The following is a 22292-nucleotide window of genomic DNA, read 5'->3' as shown; positions in this document are numbered from 1 at the left end:
TTTTTACGTTTCATATGTCTTTTCTTTTATTATACGGGGGAAGTGAAATGGATTCAATCTAACCTCTTTGACGCAAAGGCTTTCTCGCACTATTTTTTTGAATACCTGTCTTTTTACGGCGCGGTGCATAAAGTAGTGATGACAAATTGCCTCCGGCTACAAAAAGAGCAAAGGTAAGCCAGCTTATACTAAAAATCCCTTGCAAACTCGCAGTTGTTAACACTAAGTGCGGCATTGCATAGTAAAGCATCACTCCGCATAGTAAAAGCGATAAAATAACTCGATTTTTTTCCATAACTCTCCCTCCTTATTATTACTATCGTATGCGGGAAAGTAAAAAAAGCAGAACGTTTCTTTGCAAATAAAAAGAGATTAAGACATAACTGCATCGATTCAATCTAAAGATGAACAAATGTGAAACCTACGTTCACCTTAACAATAAAAAAAGAACGAGTGATCGATATTATCGATTACTCGTTCTTTTTTAACTTTAACTGAAATCGTTTTGTCCCATCCTCTATGATTAAAGATCCAATCCTTCTCCAACTTTTAATACTTTTCCTTCAATACCAGATAAAGACTCAACAAATTGATGAGGATCTTGCTTAATTACAGGAAATGTATTGTAGTGAATTGGCACAACAAGCTTTGCCTGCACCCATTCCGCTGCGATAGCCGCATCTTCAGGTCCCATTGTAAAGTTATCTCCAATTGGAAGAAATGCTACGTCAGGCTCATGGCGACCAATTAACTTTAAATCAGAAAATAAAGCCGTATCTCCAGCATGATAAATTGTCTTTCCTTCAATCGTTAAAAGCAAACCAGCCGGCATTCCTGTATAAATAATTTTCTCATTATTTTCTGTATAACTTGAACCGTGGAAAGCTTGTGTCAATTTTACCGTACCAAAATCAAATGTATAGGCTCCGCCTATGCTCATTGGATGTACGTTTAAGCCTTGCCAGCTAAGATATGTAGCTAATTCTGCTACTGCCACAACAAGTGCACCGCTGCGCTTAGCAATTTCCACCGTGTCGCCTACATGATCATTATGGCCATGAGTCAGTAAAATCACATCTGCTTTTACATCTTCAGCATTTAAATCTGTTAATTCATTTCCAGTGATAAACGGGTCAATTAAAATTGTTTTTCCTTTTGTTTCAATTTTAACAACAGAATGTCCATGATAAGAAACGTGCATCATATATTCTCTCCTTTTACACTAACCTTTTCTATATTCTACCCGTCTGTTTTGGTTACAAAACAAGTGAATACGCGGCTATCATATCACAAACTGCGCAAAAACATGCCTTATTATGCTTGCTCTAATAAAGTTGTTGCATCAGCGTAAGTTAGACCGTGTGCATCTGCAACAGCCGCGTAAGTGACAAACCCATTTAGGGTGTTGATGCCTTGAAGAAGGGAAGGGTTTTTTAAGCACGCTTTTTTATATCCCTGATTTGCTATTTGCAGAGCATAAGGAACCGTTACGTTGGTCAGCGCTAAGGTCGACGTGCGGGGAACAGCCCCTGGCATATTAGCAACAGCATAATGCAAGACCTCATGCTTCGAGTAAGTCGGGTTATCGTGAGTAGTAATACGATCAGTTGTTTCAAAAATTCCGCCTTGGTCAATGGCAATATCAACCACAACTGACCCTTTTGACATCGTTTGAACCATTTCCTCGGTGACAAGCTTTGGCGCTTTAGCTCCCGGTATGAGAACCGCTCCTATCACTAAATCTGACTCTTTTACAGATTGTGCGATATTGTAGTGATTTGACATTAATGTTGTCACTTCTTTACCAAACAAATCATCCAGCTGGCGAAGGCGATCAGCGTTTAAATCAATTATTGTGACATCAGCCCCTAATCCGACCGCAATTTTAGCAGCGTTGGTTCCCGCTACTCCTCCTCCAATAATTGTTACTTTTCCTCTTTGTACGCCTGGCACTCCACTTAACAAAATCCCTTTGCCACCTTTGGTTTTTTCTAAAAATTGAGCTCCAATTTGAGAAGACATTCTTCCTGCAACTTCGCTCATCGGCGTTAACAGAGGCAAGCTTTTATTTGGAAGCTGTACCGTTTCATAAGCGATACCCACTACCTTTTTATCAATCAATGCTTTCGTTAACGCTTCTTCAGCTGCCAAATGTAAATACGTAAACAAAATAAGTCCTTCACGAAAATATCCGTATTCTTCTGAAATCGGTTCTTTTACTTTCATAACCATTTCAGCATCCCATGCTTCTTTTGCAGTATTTACAATAGAAGCTCCTGCATTTGTGTAATCTTCATCATGGAATCCAGAGCCTTCTCCTGCCTGTGTTTCAATATATACATCATGCCCACCGTTAACTAAAGCTGTAACACCAGCTGGAGTAATAGCCACGCGATTTTCATTATTTTTTACTTCTTTCGGCACTCCAATTTTCACCTTTATCCCTCTTTTCTTATATCAGTGATTAACTGAAAAAAGAACGCCACACCAAATCCTTTAGAAAACCGGATTTACTATGACGTTACCTTTCGATAGAGCTCAGCATAATCCTGCTTTTCTTAGTCTATATACAGTATATGCATGTAGTTATTCATATAGTTCGTTATCACTCTGTGCTTCTGGATTTTCAACTACAGAAGCCATAGCATCGCCAATAACGCCGCTTGAATAAGAATCCATTAGCTGTCTTGATGTCTCTTTTTCTCCTTCAAAATCATATTCATATACATGCTGCGGATGTTTTTTGTCTTTCATATGTCACTTCTCCTTTTTCACTCTATTTTCTTTACGAATGTGAACTTTATTTCATAATCCCTTACATGATCTTTTCTATTTTCTTCTTAATTGCTCTAGTTATACCATTTATCTCACATCAAAAAACGCCCGCAGAATTTTCTGCGGACGTTTTGAAAACTGTTTTATATTGAAGCTTTTTCATGCAATTCATCTTTAGCTAGCTGAATTGCTTTTTTCACTTGTTCAAACCCTGTTCCTCCCGCGCTATTGCGGCGATTAACAGCTGTTTTTGGACTTAATACATGGTAGATGTCTTCCTCAAATAAATCTGACGCTTCTTTATATTGCTCGAGCGGCAAATCCATTAGGTAGATATTTTTCTGAATACAAACGAGAACTAGTTTCCCAACCACTTCATGTGCTTCACGAAACGGCATACCTTTTGCAGCAAGATAGTCAGCTAACTCCGTTGCATTTGAAAAATCTTGTTTCGTAGCTTTTTCCATAACATTTGTTTTTACTGTCATTGTTTCAATCATGCCAGCAAAGATTGTTAAGCAGCCTTCAATCGTTGTAACCGTATCGAACATGCCTTCTTTATCTTCTTGCAAGTCTTTATTGTATGTTAAAGGCGTGCCTTTTAACACAGTCAACAAGCTAAATAAATGACCATATACTCGTCCTGTTTTACCACGAATTAACTCTGCCATATCAGGATTTTTCTTTTGAGGCATAATACTGCTGCCAGTTGCATACGTATCATCCATTTCAATAAATTGAAACTCTTGACTAGACCATAAAATTAACTCTTCACAAAAACGAGATAAATGCATCATTAAAATAGAACTGTTGCTTAAAAACTCTAAAATAAAGTCACGGTCGCTGACAGCATCCATACTGTTTTGATAAATTCCATTAAAGCCTAGAAGCTCCGCGCTGTAATGACGATCAATTGGAAATGTCGTACCAGCTAAAGCTCCTGCTCCTAAAGGAGATAAATCAATACGCTTTAGTGATTCCGCATAACGCTCAGCATCACGCTTAAACATTGAAACATAAGCCATTAGATGATGAGCAAAAGAAACCGGCTGCGCGCGCTGTAAATGTGTGTAGCCTGGAAAAATAGTTTCGACATGCTGATCTGCTTTTGTAAGCAGCACATCTTCTAGATTTTCGATCAGTCCTACAATTTGCTGAACATGCTTTTTTAAATATAAGTGCATATCTGTAGCAACTTGATCATTACGGCTTCGACCCGTATGAAGCTTACCTCCAACCGGACCAATTTCATCAATTAATAGCTTTTCTAAATTCAAATGAATATCTTCATATTGAGCAGAAAATGTTAATTCTTTCTTCTTAGCTTTTTCAAGCAGTGTTTGAAGGCCTTTTTTAATTTGTGACGCTTCATCTCCAGAAAGAATGCTGCATTTCTCAAGCATTGTTACATGTGCTAAACTGCCTTCAATATCTTCTTCTACAAGATACTGATCAAATGAAATGGACGCACCGAACTCGTCAATCCATTGTTCAGGGCGTTTCGTAAAACGCCCTCCCCAAAGTTTGGTCATACCGTTGTCACCTTCTTTTGATTTACCATGCTACTCACTTGTGTTGGAAGACCCCATAATGAGATAAAACCAACTGCTGCATTGTGATCAAATTCATCTTCTTTTGTATATGTTGCAAGTTTTTCATTGTATAAAGAATTAGGAGATTTACGTCCCTCTACGATAGCATGCCCTTTAAATAGTTTTACTCTCACTGTTCCGTTCACATATTGCTGCGTATCCTTTAGGAATGCAAGCAGGGAATTTGTTAATGGAGAGAACCATAAACCCTCATAGATAACTTCTGTTAATTTTTTCTCAATCACTGGTTTGAAGTGCGCGACTTCTTTCACTAATGTTAAATCTTCAAGCTCTTTGTGTGCTTTGATTAATGTCATAGCAGCTGGACACTCATATACTTCACGTGATTTGATTCCCACAAGACGGTTTTCTACATGATCAATACGTCCCACTCCGTGCTTACCTGCAATTTCATTCAATTCTAGAATTAACTGAGCTAGCGTATAAGATTGACCATTCAATGCTACTGGAACACCTTCAACGAATTCAATTTCTACTACATCGGCTGTGTCCGGAGTATTTTCAAGAGAAGCCGTTAGGTCATATGCTTCTTCAGGTGGAGCTGCCCAAGGATCTTCAAGAACGCCGCACTCGTTACTTCTTCCCCATAAGTTTTGGTCAATTGAAAATGGGCTGTCTAAGTTAATTGGAATTGGAATATTCTTTTCTTTTGCATACTCGATTTCTTCTTCACGAGACCATTTCCAGTCACGAACAGGAGCTAAAACTTCTAAGTGTGGATTTAATGCTTTAATTGATACTTCGAAACGCACTTGGTCATTTCCTTTTCCCGTACATCCATGTGCGACAGCTACTGCATTTTCTTGTTCTGCTACTTCTACAAGCTTTTTAGCGATTAGCGGTCTAGATAGTGCAGATACTAATGGATATTTTCCTTCATATAACGTGTGTGCTTGAAGTGCTGCTAATGCAAATGTATTAGCATATTCTTCTTTTGCATCAATCACATATGACGATACCGCTCCAACTGTTAAGGCTTTTTCTTTAACGAATTTTAAATCTTTTCCTTCGCCTACGTCTAAACAGCAAGCTACCACATCGTACCCTTTTTCTTGTAACCATTTAATTGCAACTGATGTATCTAAACCTCCGGAATATGCTAAAACAACTTTTGGATTACTCATCATCTATTCCTCCTACAAATTATATATATATTAATACAACCGTTTTAATTTTTATTCATTTAATCTACTATTACTTTAACAACTTTTTAATCTACTTTCAATAGTTATTCAAAAAAAAGTATATAAATTCACGTTTTTTTTAATTTAATAGGATAAAATCTTTTAAAATACTGTAAAAATAGACGTGAATGAATATTCCTGCCTTAAATGCATTGTATATTTATATGCATAAATCAAGTATAAATGATTTATTTTTCACTTAAAGTAGCTCTGGCTTTTGTCATTGTATAAAATGGAAGGGAAGAGGTGAAAAAATGGAGCGCTTTTTTACTTATGACAACAGACTCGGTATAAAAATTCCTGCTCTTGAAAGAGAATGGACATTCTATTCTGAAAAAGTTCAGCAGGATATCCTCCTAACATGGGAATCCATTCGAGGGCAAATTCCAGACAAAATTCAATCTGTAGAAAAGAGGATTAATCAAAAACAAGCGGCGTTAGAAGATGAGACTAATTTTATCCGCTCCTGTGAATTAAATAGCGAGATAGGAGAACTTGCTTCTATTATTAATGATTTGTGGATTTGGTATCGAACAAATGAGGAAATATCAAAAAAAGTTCACGGATAGACAAAAAAACGAGTCTCATGAAAAATTAATGAGACTCGTTTTTCTTATCCAGCAAATAACGGTATTGGTAAAAGCGCTTCGCATAATCTGTCACTTGTTTGGCCATTCGATAATTCATCCCTCCGCCAACCATCATACTCACAATTGGCAAACGATTATAAACTTTTCGCTTCGCAGCAAATATAGCTAGCGTTTTTCCAATTTGCACAACGATTTTTTGCAGCCACGTCTTATCTACAATTTGATCAACACCTTCATAAAAATACGGGTCAAATTCTTGGCTTAGCTCACTCTTTAATTGATGCCACCCCTCAGCCTGAAGGTGTCTAGGTAACGTTGCTGCATGAAAAACTTTTAGCGTTAGCATAAGCTCTGAAGGAGTCTGGATATGATAGCCGTAGCTCATTGCTGCCTGTTGCACCGCTTGAATATTCATGCATAAAACAGCGGGTATATCAATACCGACTAGCAGCGATTGGCCGGTTCCTGAAAGTGCTCCTTGACTCAGCGCATACAACCGCAGCTTGGCCATTTGCTGTTCGCATATATAAGAAAGCTGATCTACTTGAAGGGAATTCATTTCTGACAGATCTGTGATATCTTCTTTGAATACACGGGCGGTTTCAATAATTCGTTTTGTCGCTTGAGTTTGCATTTCCGTACCTTGAATTAATGCAGTTAACTGAAAGAGTCCCTCATCAATTTTATGTAAATAGGTCTCACGAACAGAAGCAGGAATTAAGTTAAGCCCTTTTTCTAACCATTCTTCGTACAATAACTCCATCTCAGTTGCTTCTACGCTCTGTAAGCTCTCTTCCCATTTATAGATTTCTTCTAAAAGCTGTTCTTCGCGATTCGTTAATATCATCATGTCACCCTTTCAAGAAATAAGTAGTTTTATTTTTATTATAACAAATAATGCATCCGTTACATTTTGCTTCCTATATTATTTCTTTCTTCTATACGTTGTAAACCTTCTTTCAACCGTCAGCTCCTTACGCTATATAAAAAAGCTGATTTCCTAACAAGGAAATCAGCTTTTCGTTAGTTTGCCTGACAATTTATGAGAATTCATGCATTGAAGAGGCACTTTATGAACTTAAATATTCGCTAAACGAGTAACGTCACGTGCAATCATAACTTCTTCGTCTGTAGGAATAACCATAACTTTAACTGGAGAATGAGGGTAGCTAATAAATGCTTCTTCTCCTTGTACACTATTTAAAGCTGGATCCCAATAAACGCCCATGAACTCTAAACCACGAAGAACGCGAGCACGTACAACATCACTGTTTTCTCCAATACCTGCTGTGAAGATGATTGCATCTACACCAGACATACGAGCAGCATAAGAACCGATATATTTATGAATACGGCTAGCAAATACTTCAAGTGCTGTTTCAGCGCGTTCATTGCCTTCAGCGCTTGCTTTGATTAGATCGCGTAGGTCACTAGAAATACCAGATACACCTAAAAGACCACTTTCTTTATTTAATACATTTAATACTTCGTCAGCAGTTTTTCCTGTTTTCTCCATAATAAATGGAATTAATGCAGGGTCAATGTTACCTGAACGAGTTCCCATTGCTACACCAGCTAATGGTGTGAAGCCCATTGATGTATCAATTGACTTTCCGCCTTCAATTGCAGCGATACTTGCACCGTTACCTAAGTGACAAGAGATTAAGCGTAATTGTTCAATTGGGCGTCCAAGAAGCTCAGCTGCACGCTCAGAAACATATTTATGAGATGTGCCGTGGAAACCGTATTTACGAACGCCATACTTTTCATAGTACTCGTACGGTAAGCTGTACAAGAATGATTTTTCTGGCATTGTTTGATGGAATGCTGTATCGAAGACTGCTACAGCTGGAACATTTGGAAGAATATCTTGGAACGCTTTAATTCCCACAATGTTTGCTGGGTTGTGAAGCGGTGCTAAATCAGATAAAGCTTCAATTTCCGCTAGTGTTTCATCTGTGATTAAAACAGAGTCAGCAAATTTCTCTCCGCCGTGTACGACACGGTGACCTACACCAGTGATTTCATCGTATGATTGAATGATGTTTTGAGAAAGTAACTTTTCAACTAAAATTTTAACTGCAACAGCATGGTCAGGGATTTCTGTAATATCCGTTTGTTTTTCACCATTTACCGAGATCGTGAAAACAGCGTTATCTAAACCAATTCGTTCTACTAAACCTTTTGTTAATACCGTCTCACTTGGCATTTCAAATAATTGAAACTTAAGTGAAGAACTGCCGGCGTTGATTGCCATGATTTTTGACATAAAAAAACAGCTCCTTCTTTATTATACGTGCATCATAAACATAACGAACAGAACATAAAAGTGTAATCTCTACAATATTCTATGCATTTCGACACGATTTCTATCCTTATTCATTTAATCATTCACGACAATAGATTTCAAGAGCTATACATCATGAAAACGCTACCGGCAAATATTCATTATTTTCGAAAAAGACTTACTTTTTATTAACGCGAAACCATTGGTCCATTTGAGCCATAATATCACTCATTGCTTCTCGATTACTGAACTTCGGCAAATTCACAAGCAGCGCGTTCTCAGGTGCCGTTACCCCTTCTCCTTGCTTTTGAAGAATGATAATACTCTTAGCAGCCTGCTCTTGTTTGAACATTGAAAGCGGCAGCTGAACGATTCCTTGAACGATTGCTTCCTCTTTTAGCAGCGGCTGTAATAAATGAGACTGTTCAGATTCGAACAAGTTATTTGGAATAAGAGCTACTACGTATCCTCCGTCTTTTACATGGCGCAAGCTTTGTTCAATGAATAAGTGATGAGCATAGGTATGACCTTCTTCAGCTCTTACTTTATAGTCTTTTGCCCCTTCATCGTTTGGATAATAACCAACCGGCAGGTCACAGACAACTAAATCAACAGGATCAATAAAAAGCGGCTGTAAGCTGTCTTGATTAAATAATTGAACGCCGTGCTTCTGTAAGTTTGCATTTACATATGTCAATTGAAGTAATAAATCATCCACATCTACACCGTATACATGTTCAATTGACGCAGCGTGTGTATTTAAAATGGTTGTTAATAAGTTTCCAGCTCCTACTGCTGGATCTAAAAGCGTATACTTATCTTTTCCTGCCATGAATTTTCCAACTAAGTAGCTAACAAATAGTCCTACAGCATCAGGGGTCATTTGGTGGTTAGGCTGAACTGCTTCTTTCATCCCTTTTAAAATAGCTAGCTGATATGCTTTTCGAATCGTTTCTTTTTCAAAATGATCAAGCGTGATTGAATCGTATTCTTTTTTTAAACGTTTTTTGGTTACCTCATCTAGCTCTTCTTGCAAAATAGTTCCTTGAAACAAGTTTTCTCCCGTTTCAGCTACTGCTTCTAAATATACGCAGTTTAGTTCTTTTCTTAAAATAATAGCTGTTTGATCAATTACACCAAATAGCTTTTCCATACTAGCTAATTGACTCATATTCTGCCTCCTGTGTAATGAAATGATATCTATATAAATGAGTAAACGTCCTATTTGGAACATCATATTTTATCATAAAAGCTTCTTAAAACACAAAGAAGGCGAAAAACATTGTTTTCCGCCTTCTGCCGAACGCCATAGACAATCTTACTTAGCTGCTTTAGCTGCTTCGATTGCTGCTTCGTAGTTCGGATGCTCAGTTACTTCTGGTAAGTACTCAACATACGTTACGTTGTCATTTGAGTCTACTACAAAGATTGAACGAGCCAATAAGCGTAATTCTTGAATAGCTACACCATATGCTTCGCCGAAAGATAAGTCGCGGTGGTCAGATAATGTTTGAACATTATCAATGCCATTAGCACCACACCAGCGCTTTTGAGCAAACGGTAAATCTACGCTCACTGTTAATACTTTTACGTTATCTAATTTAGCTGCTTCTTCGTTGAAGCGGCGAGTTTGCGCATCACAAACTCCAGTATCAATAGAAGGAACTACACTGATTAGGCGAACAGAACCCTTTGTACTGTCAAGCGTTACTTCTGATAAATCATTTGCTAAAACGGTAAAGTTTGGCGCCTTGTCTCCAACCTTTACTTGATTTCCTAATAATGTTACATCGTTACCTTTAAATTTAGTCACGAATAATTCCTCCTTTAAATAAGTATGTACACTGTTCATATTAGCTTGTCTGTCTCTATATTGCAATTAAATGACATACATACTATAACGCTATATGCTAGAAAACATGCCCAATAAAAAAAGGCTTTGCTTGCTTCTTTTATCGTTCAAAGAAGCAAGCAAAGCTTTATTTTATCCCTACAAATTAAAATCATTTGCACCGTCATGATGCTGATTTTGTTGATTATGATGATCCTGCTGATGGTTATTTCGCTTGAACATTTGCTGCACGCGTTCAATTGCTTGAGGTGCTGTATCTAAAATCTTTTCATATAAATGTGTACTTTCATTAAGGTGAAGCATTTTAATTCCGCTTCCACTCACAATTAAAAAGGCAATTGGCGTAATTGATACACCGCCACCGCTACCTCCGCCAAATGGATGACCTGATTCTTGCTGATGCTGCCCTGGAGAAGATGGCGCATGCCCTTCTACTCCAAACTCGCTTCCGCCCGCTGCAAAGCCAAAACCTACTTTTGAGACAGTTAAAATAACGCTGCCATCAGGTGTTTCTACGGGATCACCAATGATTGTATTAACATCAATCATTTCCTTTAAATTTTCCATAGCTGTCGACATTAAACTTTTAATTGGATGTTCTGCCATTAAGATAACCTCCTTATGTTTTCACAGAGTGTGTCTTGTTCTTATTTGACGACTTCCATCTTTTGCGACGCTTTTTGGACGTATGCCGCCAGTATCTCAAGGTCCGTAAACCTACTAGAATAGCTTGACCAACTCGAAAAGAAATTATGCACTCAAATACCGTTTCTGACCAAAGATGTTGAAATACAGGGGTAACGCTCATTACAGGCATATCTTTTAGTTTCATATAACGGCTGATTATACCAACTATGCCCCCCTTTGCAGACCATACAGCCCCGGTAAGTACGCCTGTTAACGCAGCATCACCTAAGCCGAAACGGCTGTGCCATTTAATATCCCTTACCGTCACTTTCTGTAAGAAACGACGAAAAATTTTATGAAAACCGACTACCTGTTCAAGGAATTGCTTCGCATTTTCTAACATGCTTAATCCGTCTTCTACAGAATAATCACTCCATGAATTCTCGTCTTCTTTTCCTTGATCACCCATTCCTTTCTTCTTTTCAACAAGCAAACGAGGAGAATCTTTTTTTACTTTCACTACCGGAATTTCATATGTATAGCGAATAAGACCAAACCAAGCCCTGAGTCTCACTCTGTAATAATCGTTATCTCGGACATGATGAAGCTCTACAAATAGCGTGATTTTTGTCCATACAATAAGTACAATAACAATTAAAAGTGCTAGCAATATCCATAAAAGCCATAGCACATCCTTCACTCCTTCTTAGCTTCACATTATCTCCAACACACAGAATATTAAACCTTATGAAAACAATAAAAAGAGGTTGAGACATAACGAAATGAATCCAATTTAAAGACGAACAAATAGTATACATGAGCTTAACCGCTTGCGACACCGCAGTTGATTTCCGTGCAAGGCTTCGCTTTCCCTCCAATCAACTGCAAGAAAGACCTACACACATGAAACCTACGTTTACCATAACCAAAAAAACGAACCACTAATCAAACACCTTGATCAATGGTTCGTTTTTCAATTTGTCTAAATACTTTTGCCCCAGCCTCTTTTTATTATCTGCTTATTGTACCTTCATGTATAACGGTTGTATCTGCATAGTAATCATGCGCTCCTTGCTTTTTAGGTAAAAAAGCAACTAACAAATAGCCAAGTAAAAAAACTGTTTTAGAAATATAACGTCCAATTCCTTCACGAAACAGCACAACAGGCCAAGTTAAAGTGGAGTCTTTCAGTGATACTACTTTAAGCCCAAACACCATCTTTCCAAGCGTTTGTCCAAAATACTTGGTCATTAAAACAAAATAACCATAAAAGATAATCACCGTCACAATCGTATAGGGAGAAAAAAATCCATCCCCTTGAGGAATATCTGCTAAATGGAAAATGGGTTTGATCAGCAGGGAGTTCAAGCTAGCTACTACAGCTAGATCCAAAAGATATGCCCAAAAGCGCATCCAAAAGCCTGCATAATGGAATTCACTACCTATTGGAGCACTTACCGCTGGCTCATGTTTTATAGTGTCGTTTGATTCGGTTGAATGAGATTGATTTTCCATGTTCCCACCTCTATTCTGCATATAAATACATCAAGCGCGGAGAGCTTGGCTGCGCAAATGTTTTTAACATTGCGGTAACTTGTTCATCTCCACCAATTACTTTTTGCATGCTCATTGAAAGCCAAGAAGGCAGTCCGAATCCTTGATTGTATTGAATTACTTGTGCACCTTTTAACTTGTAATCTTTCTCCATTCCTTTTACCGTATCTTCAAAATAGCCTAGTTGATCGACCAGCTTCAGCTCTTTAGCCTGACGTCCATCGTACACTCGTCCATCTGCAATAGAACGCACTTTTTCTTTAGAAAGGTGACGTCCTTCAGAGATAACATTGACGAAACCATCATACGAGTTGTCTACAAGTGTTTGCATAATTTCTTTTTCTTCTCCGGTCATTTCTCTTGTTGGAGACATAATATCTTTATGAGCCCCGCTTTTAATAACAACAGATTCTACTCCTAGTTTATCCGCCAGCTTGCCATAGTTAACGTTTTGCATAATTACACCTAGTGAACCTGTTAAAGTGTCAGGGATTGCATAGATTTTAGTAGCAGCTGTTGAAATGTAATAGCCTCCTGAAGCAGCCATTGATCCCATTGAAATATAAACTGGCTTTTTCGTGTCTTTCTTCAGCTCTTCAATTTTTTTATGTATTTCAGCACTTTCAACGACGCCCCCGCCCGGTGAATTCACCTTAATAATGACTCCTTTAACTGCCTTATCATTTTTTGCAGCCTCTAGCTGCTTTAAAAATGCTTGGTGGTTATAACCATTTTGAGACATAAGCGGAGAGGAACCGCTTCCTGTATCTTGAATCGTTCCATTGACCTCTAGTACTGCAATTTTCTTAGCTGCATTCCCTTTTTCGATAACTGTTTCTGATAGTTCACTGTCGTCTCCTCCAAATATGCCTGCCAGACCGTCATCTTTTTCTTCTTTGACTGAAAAACCAACATTAACAATCGCAGAGAAAATGAATAAGCAGGCCGCAATCAAAAGAGCAATCCACCTTTTTTTGTTCATGAAAATCCTCCTTTTTAGGTGTCAGAATTAAAAGATTATTCTTTTAATTTTTAAAGCAATAATGCTATAATTATTGTAACAAACTTTTTTTAAAAAGTTTACTTTATCGCTAATATTTTACATATCAGACAAACAAGGGGGAACTATCTATGCCAAATCGTCGCAACGTTTATTTCTTTCATCCAAAAAACCAGGAAACAAAGGCGCTCGTAAGTCCACTTATTGAACTTGCAAAACAATATGATTTTCATGTAGTAGACCATTTCGACAGCGCTAACATCATTGTAAGTATTGGCGGTGACGGAGCTTTCTTGCAGGCTGTCCGTCAATCTGGCTTTCGAGATGACTGCTTATATGCTGGTGTCACAACTTCAGATCAGCTAAGCTTTTACTGCGATTTTCATATTGATGAAACGGATAAAATGATTGAAGCTATTACAACAGAAAATATAGAAGTACGTCGATTTCCCGTTTTACAAACTCAAATTGATCAAGGAACTTCTTTTTATTGCTTAAATGAATGTTCCATTCGATCAGGTGTTATAAAAACATTCAGTCTAGATGTTTTTATTAACGAAAATCACTTTGAAACATTCCGTGGGGATGGGATGATTATTTCAACACCAACAGGCAGTACGGCTTATAATAAATCAGTAAATGGAGCCGTAGTTGATCCGTTAATTCCTTGTATGCAAGTCAGCGAATTGGCATCGTTAAATAATAATAACTATCGTACATTAGGATCTTCATTCATCCTAAGCGCTGAGCATACGCTCACTTTAAAACTATCCAATGACAACAACCACAATCCAATTATTGGAATAGATAACGAAGCATTAAATGCACGTCAAGTTGATCAAGTTCAAATTCGTTTAAGCGACCGTCAAATTAAAACGGTTAAGCTGAAAGATAACTCTTTCTGGCAACGAGTTAAGCGTACATTTCTATAACAAAAAGCGCCCTTGGGCGCTTTTTATTTTTGATATACAATTTCTCCATCAATAGCAGTCATCTGCACCCGTACCCCTGGAATATCATCTGCAGGTATCTCAAACAGATCTCTTTCTAATACGGTAAAATCAGCTACATAACCCTTTTGAACGTATCCTTTTTTATGCTCTTGATGAATGGCCTGCGCGCTTCCTAACGTAAACAGCTGAACAGCTTCAAATACAGTCAGTCGCTCAGAAGGTATGTAAACGACCGAGCTGTTTGGAGAAGTTTTTCTTGAAACCGCTGCATGAATCGTTAACATTGGATTGATAGGTTCAATAGGCGCATCCGATCCCCCTGCACACATAACGCCCTCGTCCAATAACGTTTTCCACGCATAGCAATAATCCAAATGCTCTTCTCCAATTTTTTCAATGACCCATGGAAAATCACTGGCTAAAAATCGAGGCTGAATATCCAATACAACAGGAAGATTTTTTACAAGATCAACTAAATCTTTTCGTAAAATCTGCGCATGGATGATACGATCTCTTTGCCCTGTTTGAGGAGGATATTGTTCGATGCTTTCCACTACGTATTGAAACGCTAAATCCCCAATCGCATGAATTGCAACGGTCATGCCCAATTCTCTCGCTTTCCTCACTAGCTGCTTTAATTCATCTAGTGATTGAATAGCTACACCTCTTGTAGAAGGGTCGCTTTTGTAAGGAAAGCTTAAAAGCGCAGATTGACTGCCGAGCGAACCATCAGCAAAAATCTTCATTGGCCCTATTTCAATAAAATCGGATGTGTCTTTCTTTTCTTCACAGTATGTATACATATCATCTACAGCTTCATGATGAACAAGTAAATGAGCACGAAACAGCTGCTTTTCTTTATGAATAACGTCTTGGAATGCTTGATATGTACGCAAAAAGCCTCCATAATAATTTAAATCTTCCGTATGTCCACCCGTTAATCCGTGCTGAACACAATCTTTAATGGCTACTGAAAGCGCTTGTCGAATGTATGCTTCTGATACTTTAGGAATATGAGCCGTTACTAATTCTTGCGCTTGATCAGCAAAAAAACCGGTAGGATTTCCAGCTTCATCCCTCTGGATAATACCTCCTTCCGGGTCACGTGTTTCAGCTGTAATCCCGGCTATTTTAAGAGCAGTCCCGTTTACTACTAATCCGTGACGACAGACTCGCTTCAACATAATAGGATGTTCAGTTGACAGCTGATCAAGATCTTGATACTGAATCAAAGAGGAATCTTCCCACTGATTTTCATCCCACCCTTCTCCAATTACCCATTCTCCTTTTGGCGTACTCTCTACTTTTTTCCGAACGAGCCTTAACACCTCTTCCCGAGAAGTAGCTTGAGACAAATCAAGCCGAAGAAGCTTTTCACCGTGACCAATTAAGTGAAGGTGGCTATCGACAAAGCCCGGATACATTGGGTGTCCTTTGAGGTGTACTTCTTTGTCAATCTCAGCACCCCATTTGATTCTTAGATCTTCTTCTGCGCCTATATCTTCAATGAATCCTTTTTCAACATATACGCTTTCTACATGCTCACCTTCTTTTAGCATCGTATATATTTTGCCGCCGTAAAATAAAGTCCCCATCGCCAACATCTCCTTTACTTTATAAAGCTTGATCTTGTCTCTATTATACGTGACAAAACAAACAAGACAAAAGAGTGAGGTTTCCCCCACTCTTTTTAGCCATCATTATTTAATTAATATGACTTATTTACCACCAAGTTGTTGCTCAGCCATTTGAACTAAGCGTTTAGTGATTTCTCCACCAACAGATCCGTTAGCGCGAGCTGTTGCTTCTGGTCCAAGATTTACACCGAATTCAGAAGCGATTTCGTATTTCATTTGGTCGATAGCAGCTGCTGAACCAGGAGCTACTAATTTGTTTGTGTTTGCCATGTGTTTTCACCTCCTTGTTGAATATAGATTGTGTCAAAACACATGGCTTCATACATGATCTCTTTTGGTAATTTTATGAAATTTTACTTTTAAAACAAATCTTCGACGTTCTCTGCCGTATTTGTAGCCGAAGAAGCAGTCATTTCAAGCGTTTCTACATTATTTACCGCTTCTTGAATTAATGTTTCAAAATCATAAAATTGTTCGTATCGATTGATTTTTTCACGCTTTGGCTTCGTTTTAGGTGAGCTTGGCGTAAAAATGGTACAGCAGTCTTCATACGGACGATTCGAAATTTCATGCGTATCAATCTTACGGGCAATTTCAACAATCTCCGTTTTATCCATTGTCACAAGCGGACGCAAAATTGGCGTATTCGTCACTTCATTAATCGCATACATGCTCTCAACAGTTTGGCTAGCTACTTGCCCTAAGCTGTCTCCAGTTACGATAGCTAACGATTCATTTTTTTCACGAATGAGGTCCGTAATTCGAAGCATCATACGACGTGTAGAAGTCATCGTATAATTCTCTGGAATTTGTTTTTGAATCGCTTGCTGCACAGCTGTAAACGGTACAATGTGCAGCTTTACTTTTTCGTGATAAGCCGTTAATTTTTGCGTTAAATCAATTACTTTTTGCTTAGAACGTTCACTTGTAAAAGGCGGACTATAAAAATGAACCGCTTCTATTTCTAAACCGCGCTTCATAGCTAAGTATCCTGCAACCGGGCTGTCGATTCCTCCAGAAAGCATGAGCATCGCTTTTCCACTCGTACCAACTGGAAGACCCCCTGCTCCGCGATAATCAAAACATGTAATATACGTTGCTTCACTTCTCACTTCTACTCGTACATTTACGCTTGGCTCTTTTACATTTACTTGTAGATGCTCTGTATTTCGTAGAATATGACTTCCTACTGCATAATTTAATTCGTTTGTATCAAGAGGAAATTGTTTGTACGCTCTTCGAGTAGATACTTTGAACGTTTTTCCTTCTATATCAAATTCTTTCATTGCTTCTAGCGCTGCTTCTTGAATGGCTTCAAGTTCATTTTCAACTTTTAATGCTAAACTAAAACTTTGAATACCAAAGATTTGCTGAAGACGTTCAATGATAGGCTCGTGATTTTCACCATTTAAGTGAATATACATGCGGTCTCTTGTGTATTTTACGTGAATGTTTTGGAATGCACTAAGAGCCGTTACAATATTTTTTCTTAGCTGCGCAACAAATTTTTTTCTATTTTGTCCTTTAGTGGAAATTTCTCCGTATCGAATTAAAATATGGTTATATATCATAGTTATTTACCTCATTACTTTCTTTAGATCTTCAATTACTGTGAAAATAGCATTTATAATGGGCGTTACTTCATTATAGTCATTTAATCCTGACAAGCTCAAACGAATGGACTGATCGGCTTCTTCGTAATTTTTACCGATAGCTAAAAGCGTTTTACTTGGCTTTTTTCGTTTTGATGAGCAGGCAGATGTAGTTGATACAAACACTCCTTTTTCTTCAAGAGCGTGAACAAAAACCTCACCTTTAATACCTTGCGCTGTAAAATTTATAATATGGGGAGCTGAATGCTCATTCGGCGTATTAATCGTGATTCTTTCGTGAGCAGAAAGTTTGTCCATCAGTTCTGCTTTTATTTTCTGCAATTTTTGCTGATTCTGAGCTGCATGTTCAAGTGTTAAACGAAGTGCTTTAGCAAATGCTACGATTCCCGGAACATTTTCCGTGCCTGATCGATGCTGCATTTCCTGAGAGCCTCCGCTAAGCAACGGATGAAGCTGAACTCCATTCCGTTTATATAAAATCCCCGTTCCTTTTAAGCCGTGAATTTTGTGTCCTGATAATGTGCATAAATCAATTTTATGATTTGCTAAAGAAAGCGGAACTTTTCCAATCCCCTGCACATGATCGACATGAAAAAGCACCTTCGAATAGTTCGTGAGCATCTGTCCAATTTCTTCAATTGGCTGAATGGTGCCAATTTCATTATTTACATGCATAACGGATACTAAAATGGTTTCATCCGTAATAGCTGATTCAATAGCCGCAGGTGACACAAATCCATTTGAATCTACCGGAACATACGTCACATGAAACCCTAGTGCTTCTAACTGCTTAAATGGTTCATGAACAGAATCATGTTCAATATTTGTCGTAATAATATGCTGACCTCGGCTTTTATATTGCATCGCTACGCCTTTAATAGCTAAATTATTCCCTTCCGTTCCTCCTGATGTAAAGATAATTTCATTTGACGATACGTGCAGCAATTCTGCTACTTGCTCACGTGAACGGCTCAACAAATTCTCCGCCTGTACGCCAAATTGATGGAGGGACGATGGATTGCCATAATAAGTTGTAGCTACTTTGGTAAAAGATTTTATGACTTCATTATAGGGTTTTGTTGTAGCGCTATTATCTAAATAAATCAAGGATGCGCGCCCCCTTCTTCATTTTTTCGGAACAACGTATTATCATACCACACCTTGGTATTTTTTTAAATTAGGCGTTCCTTTTATTATTGATAAAATATTTAGATTTTTTCAAAAAAACCTATATATGATTCCATAAATGTGGTAGTATGTATCACGTACTTTTAGTTTTTAAAAAGTCAGAAAATTTAATCATCAACATAAGAAACACTAGGAGGCATTATGAAAACCAAAGCACTCACTAACAAAGAAATACTCGCCATCGGTCTTATGCTGTTTGCTCTCTTTTTCGGAGCGGGAAATATGATTTTCCCTCCTTTGCTCGGACAGCAAGCCGGAACACACACTTGGAGTTCCATTATCGGTTTTCTCATTACAGGGGTAGGACTTCCGCTTATGGGGATAATCGCTGTTTCTAAAAGCAATGGAAACTTTACCGAAGTAGCTAAAAAAGTTCACCCTATTTTCGGGATTTCTTTTACTATATTGCTTTACTTAGCAATTGGCCCTTTTTTTGGTATACCCAGAACGGATACAGTAGCGTTTGAAATCGGTGTGACCCCATTTTTATCAGAAAATGCGGTTGCAAGCAAGATTCCTTTAATGGTCTATACCGTTATTTTCTTTGGACTAACACTTTATTTATCATTGAATCCAACTAAAATTGTTGATCGCATAGGAAAAATTCTAACTCCTTTACTGCTCGCAGTATTAGCTCTTTTAGCTATCAAAAGTTTAATGACACCTATGGGTTCTTTTCAAGAACCTCACGCCAAATATATAGCCTCTCCATTTACGGGCGGCTTTATTGATGGATATTTGACAATGGATACAATTGCAGCTCTCGTATTTGGCATCGTTGTTATCAACAGTATTAAGGAAAAAGGCGTAACGGACGAACGAACACTCGCTTCGGTATGTATCAAAGCCGGGTTGATTGCTGCTGCTGGGTTAGCTATCGTTTATCTTTCTCTCGCGTATGTCGGCGCTTCAAGCGTAGAAGCAATTGGTATGAAAGAAAATGGAGGAGCTATTTTAACAGCTGTAGCTACAACATTATTCGGTTCGTTTGGTACCATTATTTTAGGACTTGCTATTACATTTGCTTGTCTAACGACAGCCATCGGATTAACTTCTGCTTGCGCACGATTTTTCACGCAGCTGGTGCCAAGCATGTCATATAAAACATTTGTTGTCATTTTAATGCTGTTTAGTGCTGTTATCTCAAATGTAGGGCTTACTCAATTAATTTCTATTTCCATACCTATTTTGACCTTTGTATACCCTATTGCCATTACGCTAATTGCTTTATCATTAATTGAAAGAGCCATTTCGTTCGGTCGAGAAGTATATGTGACAGCCGTAATCATTAGCTCGATTCTGAGCATTTTTGACGGGTTAAAAGCAGCAGGAATTATCTTAACAAGCATAGACGATTTTTTCAAAAACTATTTGCCCCTTTATAGCCAAGGCCTTGGCTGGCTTATTCCAACAGTTGCTGCTGCCTTCATAGGCTATATTATTAGCATTGCAAGAGGTACACATCACACGGATAGTATACAAAGAAAAGCATCATAAAAAAGCTCGTGTCCAAAGGACACGAGCTTTTTAACTCTGTGAAGATACAATACGCTGTATACGATCAAGCGCACCAGGGTCCACTTGCTCAATAGCTGCAGATGCCTGTTTTAACGCTTCTTTGTATTCATAATGACGAAATGCTTCTTCTGCTTCTTCTAAAGACTGTGCAATCGAGTGATGAGTACTTCTATAACGGTTCCCGTATTGAATCACTCTTTCAACGAGTCGCGCTTCCTCTAACATTGCCTCTGTTTCATCAAATGTATCTTGAACAAAACCAACAGCATCTTCAAGTAAAGATTGAACAGCTTGAATATTAAGCGGTTTTTCTTTCAGCTTAGCGGTTACTTCATTTAAGATATGAACCGTTTTTTCAAGCTGCACTTTATATTCTTCAGGAACACCGGGAAGGTTGCTTTTTTGAATAAGGCGTCGTGCTTCAATCAACTGAGACTTCAGTTCTTCTATTTTGTCCTTAGCTGAGAGCTCATCTTTGCGAAGAGCTTGTAGCATATCGCTATAGGATTCCTGAGATTCTTTTAATTGATTAAGCTGTTTGGAAACGTCTTCGAGTTCTTCTTGGATCACACTGTAGGCTAAATTGTGCTCCGCTACCTTGTCCGAAATATTATAGTACAAGTTAGTTAATCGTTTTAGTTCGCGATCCATTTTGTAATATACGTCTAAATCGCGCTCTTTAAAATGATAGCTCTGCTGTACAAATAGCGTTTCTTCACGAAGTTCACGGTTTCGTTCTTGAAGCATACGAAGGAAGTTAGATACCGTATGAGATTCACGGTTCATTTTATGATAGGAGAAAACCTCATGCTCAAGTGAGTCATATAACTGCTCTAAGCGTTCGTTAACATCATCTAGTTTTGTAATCGCTTCTTCCACATATAATTCTTCAATATCTGCAATAATTTCAGCAGTTTCTTGTTTTAAAAGCTCTACCGTTTCTTCTACTTGCAGATGATCTAACACATATCCCTGCTCACTCATTTCGCGGAACCCGTCAAGCAGCTCATTGAATTGAACAGGAAGAGTGGTCTGACACTCAACTAACACTTTCGGAATTTGTTCTAAATACGAATCAATAGCTGTTAAATCAGTTTTTAATTGAAGAACAATCTCACGTGCTTGAAGATAGTTTCCGTTAATCGTCTCTTCCTCGTATTTTTTAAACTGCTCTTTAGATGTATTAATTGCGTATTCTAACGTTTTTTCAGCATTTCCATAGGAATACCGATGTGCGAGCAATTTTTTCTTCACATGGCGGTGAAGCTGATTTAATTCCTCAATATCATATCGATTATCTTGTTCGCTACCAATTAAATTTTGAAGTTCAGTAAGTATGTTTTCAATATCTATCTTGGTTTGTTCTAAGGCTTGATCAATATGTATAGATAACTGCTTCGCTTTTTTAAATCGGTATTTATCTGCTGCTTCTTCCGTTTCAAACAGTTCTTTATCAATTTTGGGGAGATTAGTTGATATAATTTCATCCCACTGCTCACGCCAACGTTCAAATAGCTCTTCAGTTTGACCTGTCATGTTCAATTCTTTTACTTTTGAAATTTCCTCTGCAACTGGCGTATTTGCTAATTCGACTTTGATCGTTTCCAGGCGATCAATTTCTTGATAAATCTTTTTACGTGAAAACATTCCGTACACAACTAATCCGATAATGAGTATGATTAGTGCTATAATGAATTCCATACTAAGCCCCCTTACAGTGCGTTCTACATGACAAGTTTCTTATTTATAAAAAGGGTGAATTTAATCCTTTAAATTTTTTTGCGTCAATGTTTTTATGATACCATGTAAAGCCCAACTTTTGAGCAAAAAATTAAATTTTTTTATACAAAATATTGGCATGGAGTCACTTTGTGTCGTTACAATGGAAAAAGAAGAAAAAA

The 22292-nt window shown here is 37.9% G+C and carries 22 protein-coding genes; 3 read left to right on the top strand and 19 right to left on the bottom strand.

Going from position 1 to position 22292, the window contains the following annotated elements; translation table 11 throughout:
* Window positions 1–58 precede the first annotated feature (58 nt).
* From AC1VNJ_RS00585 to AC1VNJ_RS00560, 6 genes are all read right to left on the bottom strand, one after another.
* Window positions 59–295: a hypothetical protein gene (locus tag AC1VNJ_RS00585; protein ID WP_033579613.1), complete on the bottom strand. Its 237-nt coding sequence runs from the start codon at window positions 293–295 to the stop codon at window positions 59–61.
* A gap of 228 nt (window positions 296–523) precedes the next feature.
* Window positions 524–1201: a metal-dependent hydrolase gene (locus AC1VNJ_RS00580; protein ID WP_034271489.1), complete on the bottom strand. Its 678-nt coding sequence runs from the start codon at window positions 1199–1201 to the stop codon at window positions 524–526.
* Between the two features lie 113 nt (window positions 1202–1314).
* Window positions 1315–2436, bottom strand: coding sequence for an alanine dehydrogenase (gene ald / locus AC1VNJ_RS00575; protein WP_014458028.1), 1122 nt, complete (start codon window positions 2434–2436; stop codon window positions 1315–1317).
* 150 nt (window positions 2437–2586) lie between these two features.
* Window positions 2587–2754 carry a hypothetical protein gene (locus AC1VNJ_RS00570; RefSeq protein WP_013059463.1) on the bottom strand — a complete coding sequence of 56 codons (168 nt, stop codon included), beginning with the start codon at window positions 2752–2754 and terminating at the stop codon, window positions 2587–2589.
* A gap of 164 nt (window positions 2755–2918) precedes the next feature.
* Window positions 2919–4307, bottom strand: coding sequence for an argininosuccinate lyase (gene argH, locus AC1VNJ_RS00565; protein ID WP_482640236.1), 1389 nt, complete (start codon window positions 4305–4307; stop codon window positions 2919–2921).
* Window positions 4304–5512: an argininosuccinate synthase gene (locus tag AC1VNJ_RS00560; RefSeq protein WP_033579611.1), complete on the bottom strand. Its 1209-nt coding sequence runs from the start codon at window positions 5510–5512 to the stop codon at window positions 4304–4306. Before AC1VNJ_RS00560 ends, argH begins: the two co-directional genes overlap by 4 nt.
* 314 nt (window positions 5513–5826) lie before the next feature.
* Here AC1VNJ_RS00560 and AC1VNJ_RS00555 point away from each other — a divergent pair, with 314 nt between their 5' ends.
* The gene (locus AC1VNJ_RS00555) at window positions 5827–6141 is read left to right on the top strand and encodes a hypothetical protein (protein ID WP_028411794.1); all 315 of its coding nucleotides are present in this window, start codon (window positions 5827–5829) and stop codon (window positions 6139–6141) included.
* A gap of 25 nt (window positions 6142–6166) precedes the next feature.
* Here AC1VNJ_RS00555 and AC1VNJ_RS00550 read toward each other — a convergent pair whose 3' ends face one another.
* From AC1VNJ_RS00550 to sppA, 8 genes are all read right to left on the bottom strand, one after another.
* Complete coding sequence (locus tag AC1VNJ_RS00550) at window positions 6167–7009, bottom strand: EcsC family protein (protein ID WP_028411795.1); 843 nt, start codon at window positions 7007–7009, stop codon at window positions 6167–6169.
* Between the two features lie 231 nt (window positions 7010–7240).
* Window positions 7241–8431, bottom strand: a complete 1191-nt coding sequence (locus AC1VNJ_RS00545; RefSeq protein ID WP_013059468.1) for an acetate kinase — start codon at window positions 8429–8431, stop codon at window positions 7241–7243.
* 196 nt (window positions 8432–8627) lie between these two features.
* Entirely contained in the window at window positions 8628–9620 is a 993-nt protein-coding gene (locus AC1VNJ_RS00540) for a class I SAM-dependent methyltransferase (RefSeq protein WP_033579609.1), read from the bottom strand.
* Window positions 9621–9767: 147 nt separating this feature from the next.
* Window positions 9768–10301: a thiol peroxidase gene (gene tpx / locus AC1VNJ_RS00535; protein ID WP_045291207.1), complete on the bottom strand. Its 534-nt coding sequence runs from the start codon at window positions 10299–10301 to the stop codon at window positions 9768–9770.
* A 138-nt stretch (window positions 10302–10439) separates the two neighbouring features.
* A complete protein-coding gene (gene ytfJ / locus AC1VNJ_RS00530) occupies window positions 10440–10907 on the bottom strand; it encodes a GerW family sporulation protein (protein ID WP_028411798.1) in 468 nt (155 codons plus the stop codon).
* A gap of 13 nt (window positions 10908–10920) precedes the next feature.
* Complete coding sequence (locus AC1VNJ_RS00525; RefSeq protein WP_028411799.1) at window positions 10921–11619, bottom strand: DUF2953 domain-containing protein; 699 nt, start codon at window positions 11617–11619, stop codon at window positions 10921–10923.
* Between the two features lie 320 nt (window positions 11620–11939).
* Complete coding sequence (locus AC1VNJ_RS00520) at window positions 11940–12443, bottom strand: RDD family protein (protein ID WP_033579607.1); 504 nt, start codon at window positions 12441–12443, stop codon at window positions 11940–11942.
* 10 nt (window positions 12444–12453) lie between these two features.
* Complete coding sequence (gene sppA, locus AC1VNJ_RS00515) at window positions 12454–13464, bottom strand: signal peptide peptidase SppA (RefSeq protein WP_482640235.1); 1011 nt, start codon at window positions 13462–13464, stop codon at window positions 12454–12456.
* A gap of 149 nt (window positions 13465–13613) precedes the next feature.
* On the opposite strand from sppA, the gene AC1VNJ_RS00510 reads away from it, so the two are divergent.
* Complete coding sequence (locus AC1VNJ_RS00510) at window positions 13614–14414, top strand: NAD kinase (RefSeq protein WP_028411802.1); 801 nt, start codon at window positions 13614–13616, stop codon at window positions 14412–14414.
* A 23-nt stretch (window positions 14415–14437) separates the two neighbouring features.
* Here the strand turns inward: AC1VNJ_RS00510 and AC1VNJ_RS00505 are convergent, their stop codons facing one another.
* From AC1VNJ_RS00505 to AC1VNJ_RS00490, 4 genes are all read right to left on the bottom strand, one after another.
* On the bottom strand, window positions 14438–16030 hold the full coding sequence (locus AC1VNJ_RS00505) for an amidohydrolase (protein WP_482640234.1): 1593 nt from the start codon (window positions 16028–16030) through the stop codon (window positions 14438–14440).
* A 123-nt stretch (window positions 16031–16153) separates the two neighbouring features.
* A complete protein-coding gene (locus AC1VNJ_RS00500) occupies window positions 16154–16342 on the bottom strand; it encodes an alpha/beta-type small acid-soluble spore protein (RefSeq protein ID WP_013059477.1) in 189 nt (62 codons plus the stop codon).
* Window positions 16343–16431: 89 nt separating this feature from the next.
* Window positions 16432–17643, bottom strand: a complete 1212-nt coding sequence (gene thiI, locus AC1VNJ_RS00495) for a tRNA uracil 4-sulfurtransferase ThiI (protein ID WP_028411805.1) — start codon at window positions 17641–17643, stop codon at window positions 16432–16434.
* Between the two features lie 6 nt (window positions 17644–17649).
* On the bottom strand, window positions 17650–18792 hold the full coding sequence (locus tag AC1VNJ_RS00490) for a cysteine desulfurase family protein (RefSeq protein ID WP_482640233.1): 1143 nt from the start codon (window positions 18790–18792) through the stop codon (window positions 17650–17652).
* A gap of 222 nt (window positions 18793–19014) precedes the next feature.
* On the opposite strand from AC1VNJ_RS00490, the gene brnQ reads away from it, so the two are divergent.
* Entirely contained in the window at window positions 19015–20370 is a 1356-nt protein-coding gene (gene brnQ, locus AC1VNJ_RS00485) for a branched-chain amino acid transport system II carrier protein (protein WP_033579604.1), read from the top strand.
* Between the two features lie 30 nt (window positions 20371–20400).
* Here brnQ and ezrA read toward each other — a convergent pair whose 3' ends face one another.
* Window positions 20401–22092 carry a septation ring formation regulator EzrA gene (gene ezrA / locus AC1VNJ_RS00480; protein ID WP_013059480.1) on the bottom strand — a complete coding sequence of 564 codons (1692 nt, stop codon included), beginning with the start codon at window positions 22090–22092 and terminating at the stop codon, window positions 20401–20403.
* Window positions 22093–22292: the final 200 nt, after the last annotated feature.

The organism is Priestia sp. 3CA3 (assembly GCF_056836725.1).
The sequence above is the reverse complement of the archived record's forward strand: the minus strand, read 5'-3'. Positions and strand labels throughout refer to the sequence as shown.

Excerpts from the sequence above, each read along its gene's own strand:
- AC1VNJ_RS00585 (WP_033579613.1), bottom strand. The coding sequence starts at position 295 with ATGGAAAAAAATCGAGTTATTTTATCGCTTTTACTATGCGGAGTGATG.
- AC1VNJ_RS00580 (WP_034271489.1), bottom strand. The coding sequence starts at position 1,201 with ATGCACGTTTCTTATCATGGACATTCTGTTGTTAAAATTGAAACAAAA.
- AC1VNJ_RS00570 (WP_013059463.1), bottom strand. The coding sequence starts at position 2,754 with ATGAAAGACAAAAAACATCCGCAGCATGTATATGAATATGATTTTGAA.
- argH (WP_482640236.1), bottom strand. The coding sequence starts at position 4,307 with ATGACCAAACTTTGGGGAGGGCGTTTTACGAAACGCCCTGAACAATGG.
- AC1VNJ_RS00560 (WP_033579611.1), bottom strand. The coding sequence starts at position 5,512 with ATGAGTAATCCAAAAGTTGTTTTAGCATATTCCGGAGGTTTAGATACA.
- AC1VNJ_RS00555 (WP_028411794.1), top strand. The coding sequence starts at position 5,827 with ATGGAGCGCTTTTTTACTTATGACAACAGACTCGGTATAAAAATTCCT.
- AC1VNJ_RS00550 (WP_028411795.1), bottom strand. The coding sequence starts at position 7,009 with ATGATATTAACGAATCGCGAAGAACAGCTTTTAGAAGAAATCTATAAA.
- AC1VNJ_RS00545 (WP_013059468.1), bottom strand. The coding sequence starts at position 8,431 with ATGTCAAAAATCATGGCAATCAACGCCGGCAGTTCTTCACTTAAGTTT.
- AC1VNJ_RS00540 (WP_033579609.1), bottom strand. The coding sequence starts at position 9,620 with ATGAGTCAATTAGCTAGTATGGAAAAGCTATTTGGTGTAATTGATCAA.
- tpx (WP_045291207.1), bottom strand. The coding sequence starts at position 10,301 with ATGAACAGTGTACATACTTATTTAAAGGAGGAATTATTCGTGACTAAA.
- ytfJ (WP_028411798.1), bottom strand. The coding sequence starts at position 10,907 with ATGGCAGAACATCCAATTAAAAGTTTAATGTCGACAGCTATGGAAAAT.
- AC1VNJ_RS00520 (WP_033579607.1), bottom strand. The coding sequence starts at position 12,443 with ATGGAAAATCAATCTCATTCAACCGAATCAAACGACACTATAAAACAT.
- sppA (WP_482640235.1), bottom strand. The coding sequence starts at position 13,464 with ATGAACAAAAAAAGGTGGATTGCTCTTTTGATTGCGGCCTGCTTATTC.
- AC1VNJ_RS00510 (WP_028411802.1), top strand. The coding sequence starts at position 13,614 with ATGCCAAATCGTCGCAACGTTTATTTCTTTCATCCAAAAAACCAGGAA.
- AC1VNJ_RS00505 (WP_482640234.1), bottom strand. The coding sequence starts at position 16,030 with ATGGGGACTTTATTTTACGGCGGCAAAATATATACGATGCTAAAAGAA.
- AC1VNJ_RS00500 (WP_013059477.1), bottom strand. The coding sequence starts at position 16,342 with ATGGCAAACACAAACAAATTAGTAGCTCCTGGTTCAGCAGCTGCTATC.
- thiI (WP_028411805.1), bottom strand. The coding sequence starts at position 17,643 with ATGATATATAACCATATTTTAATTCGATACGGAGAAATTTCCACTAAA.
- brnQ (WP_033579604.1), top strand. The coding sequence starts at position 19,015 with ATGAAAACCAAAGCACTCACTAACAAAGAAATACTCGCCATCGGTCTT.
- ezrA (WP_013059480.1), bottom strand. The coding sequence starts at position 22,092 with ATGGAATTCATTATAGCACTAATCATACTCATTATCGGATTAGTTGTG.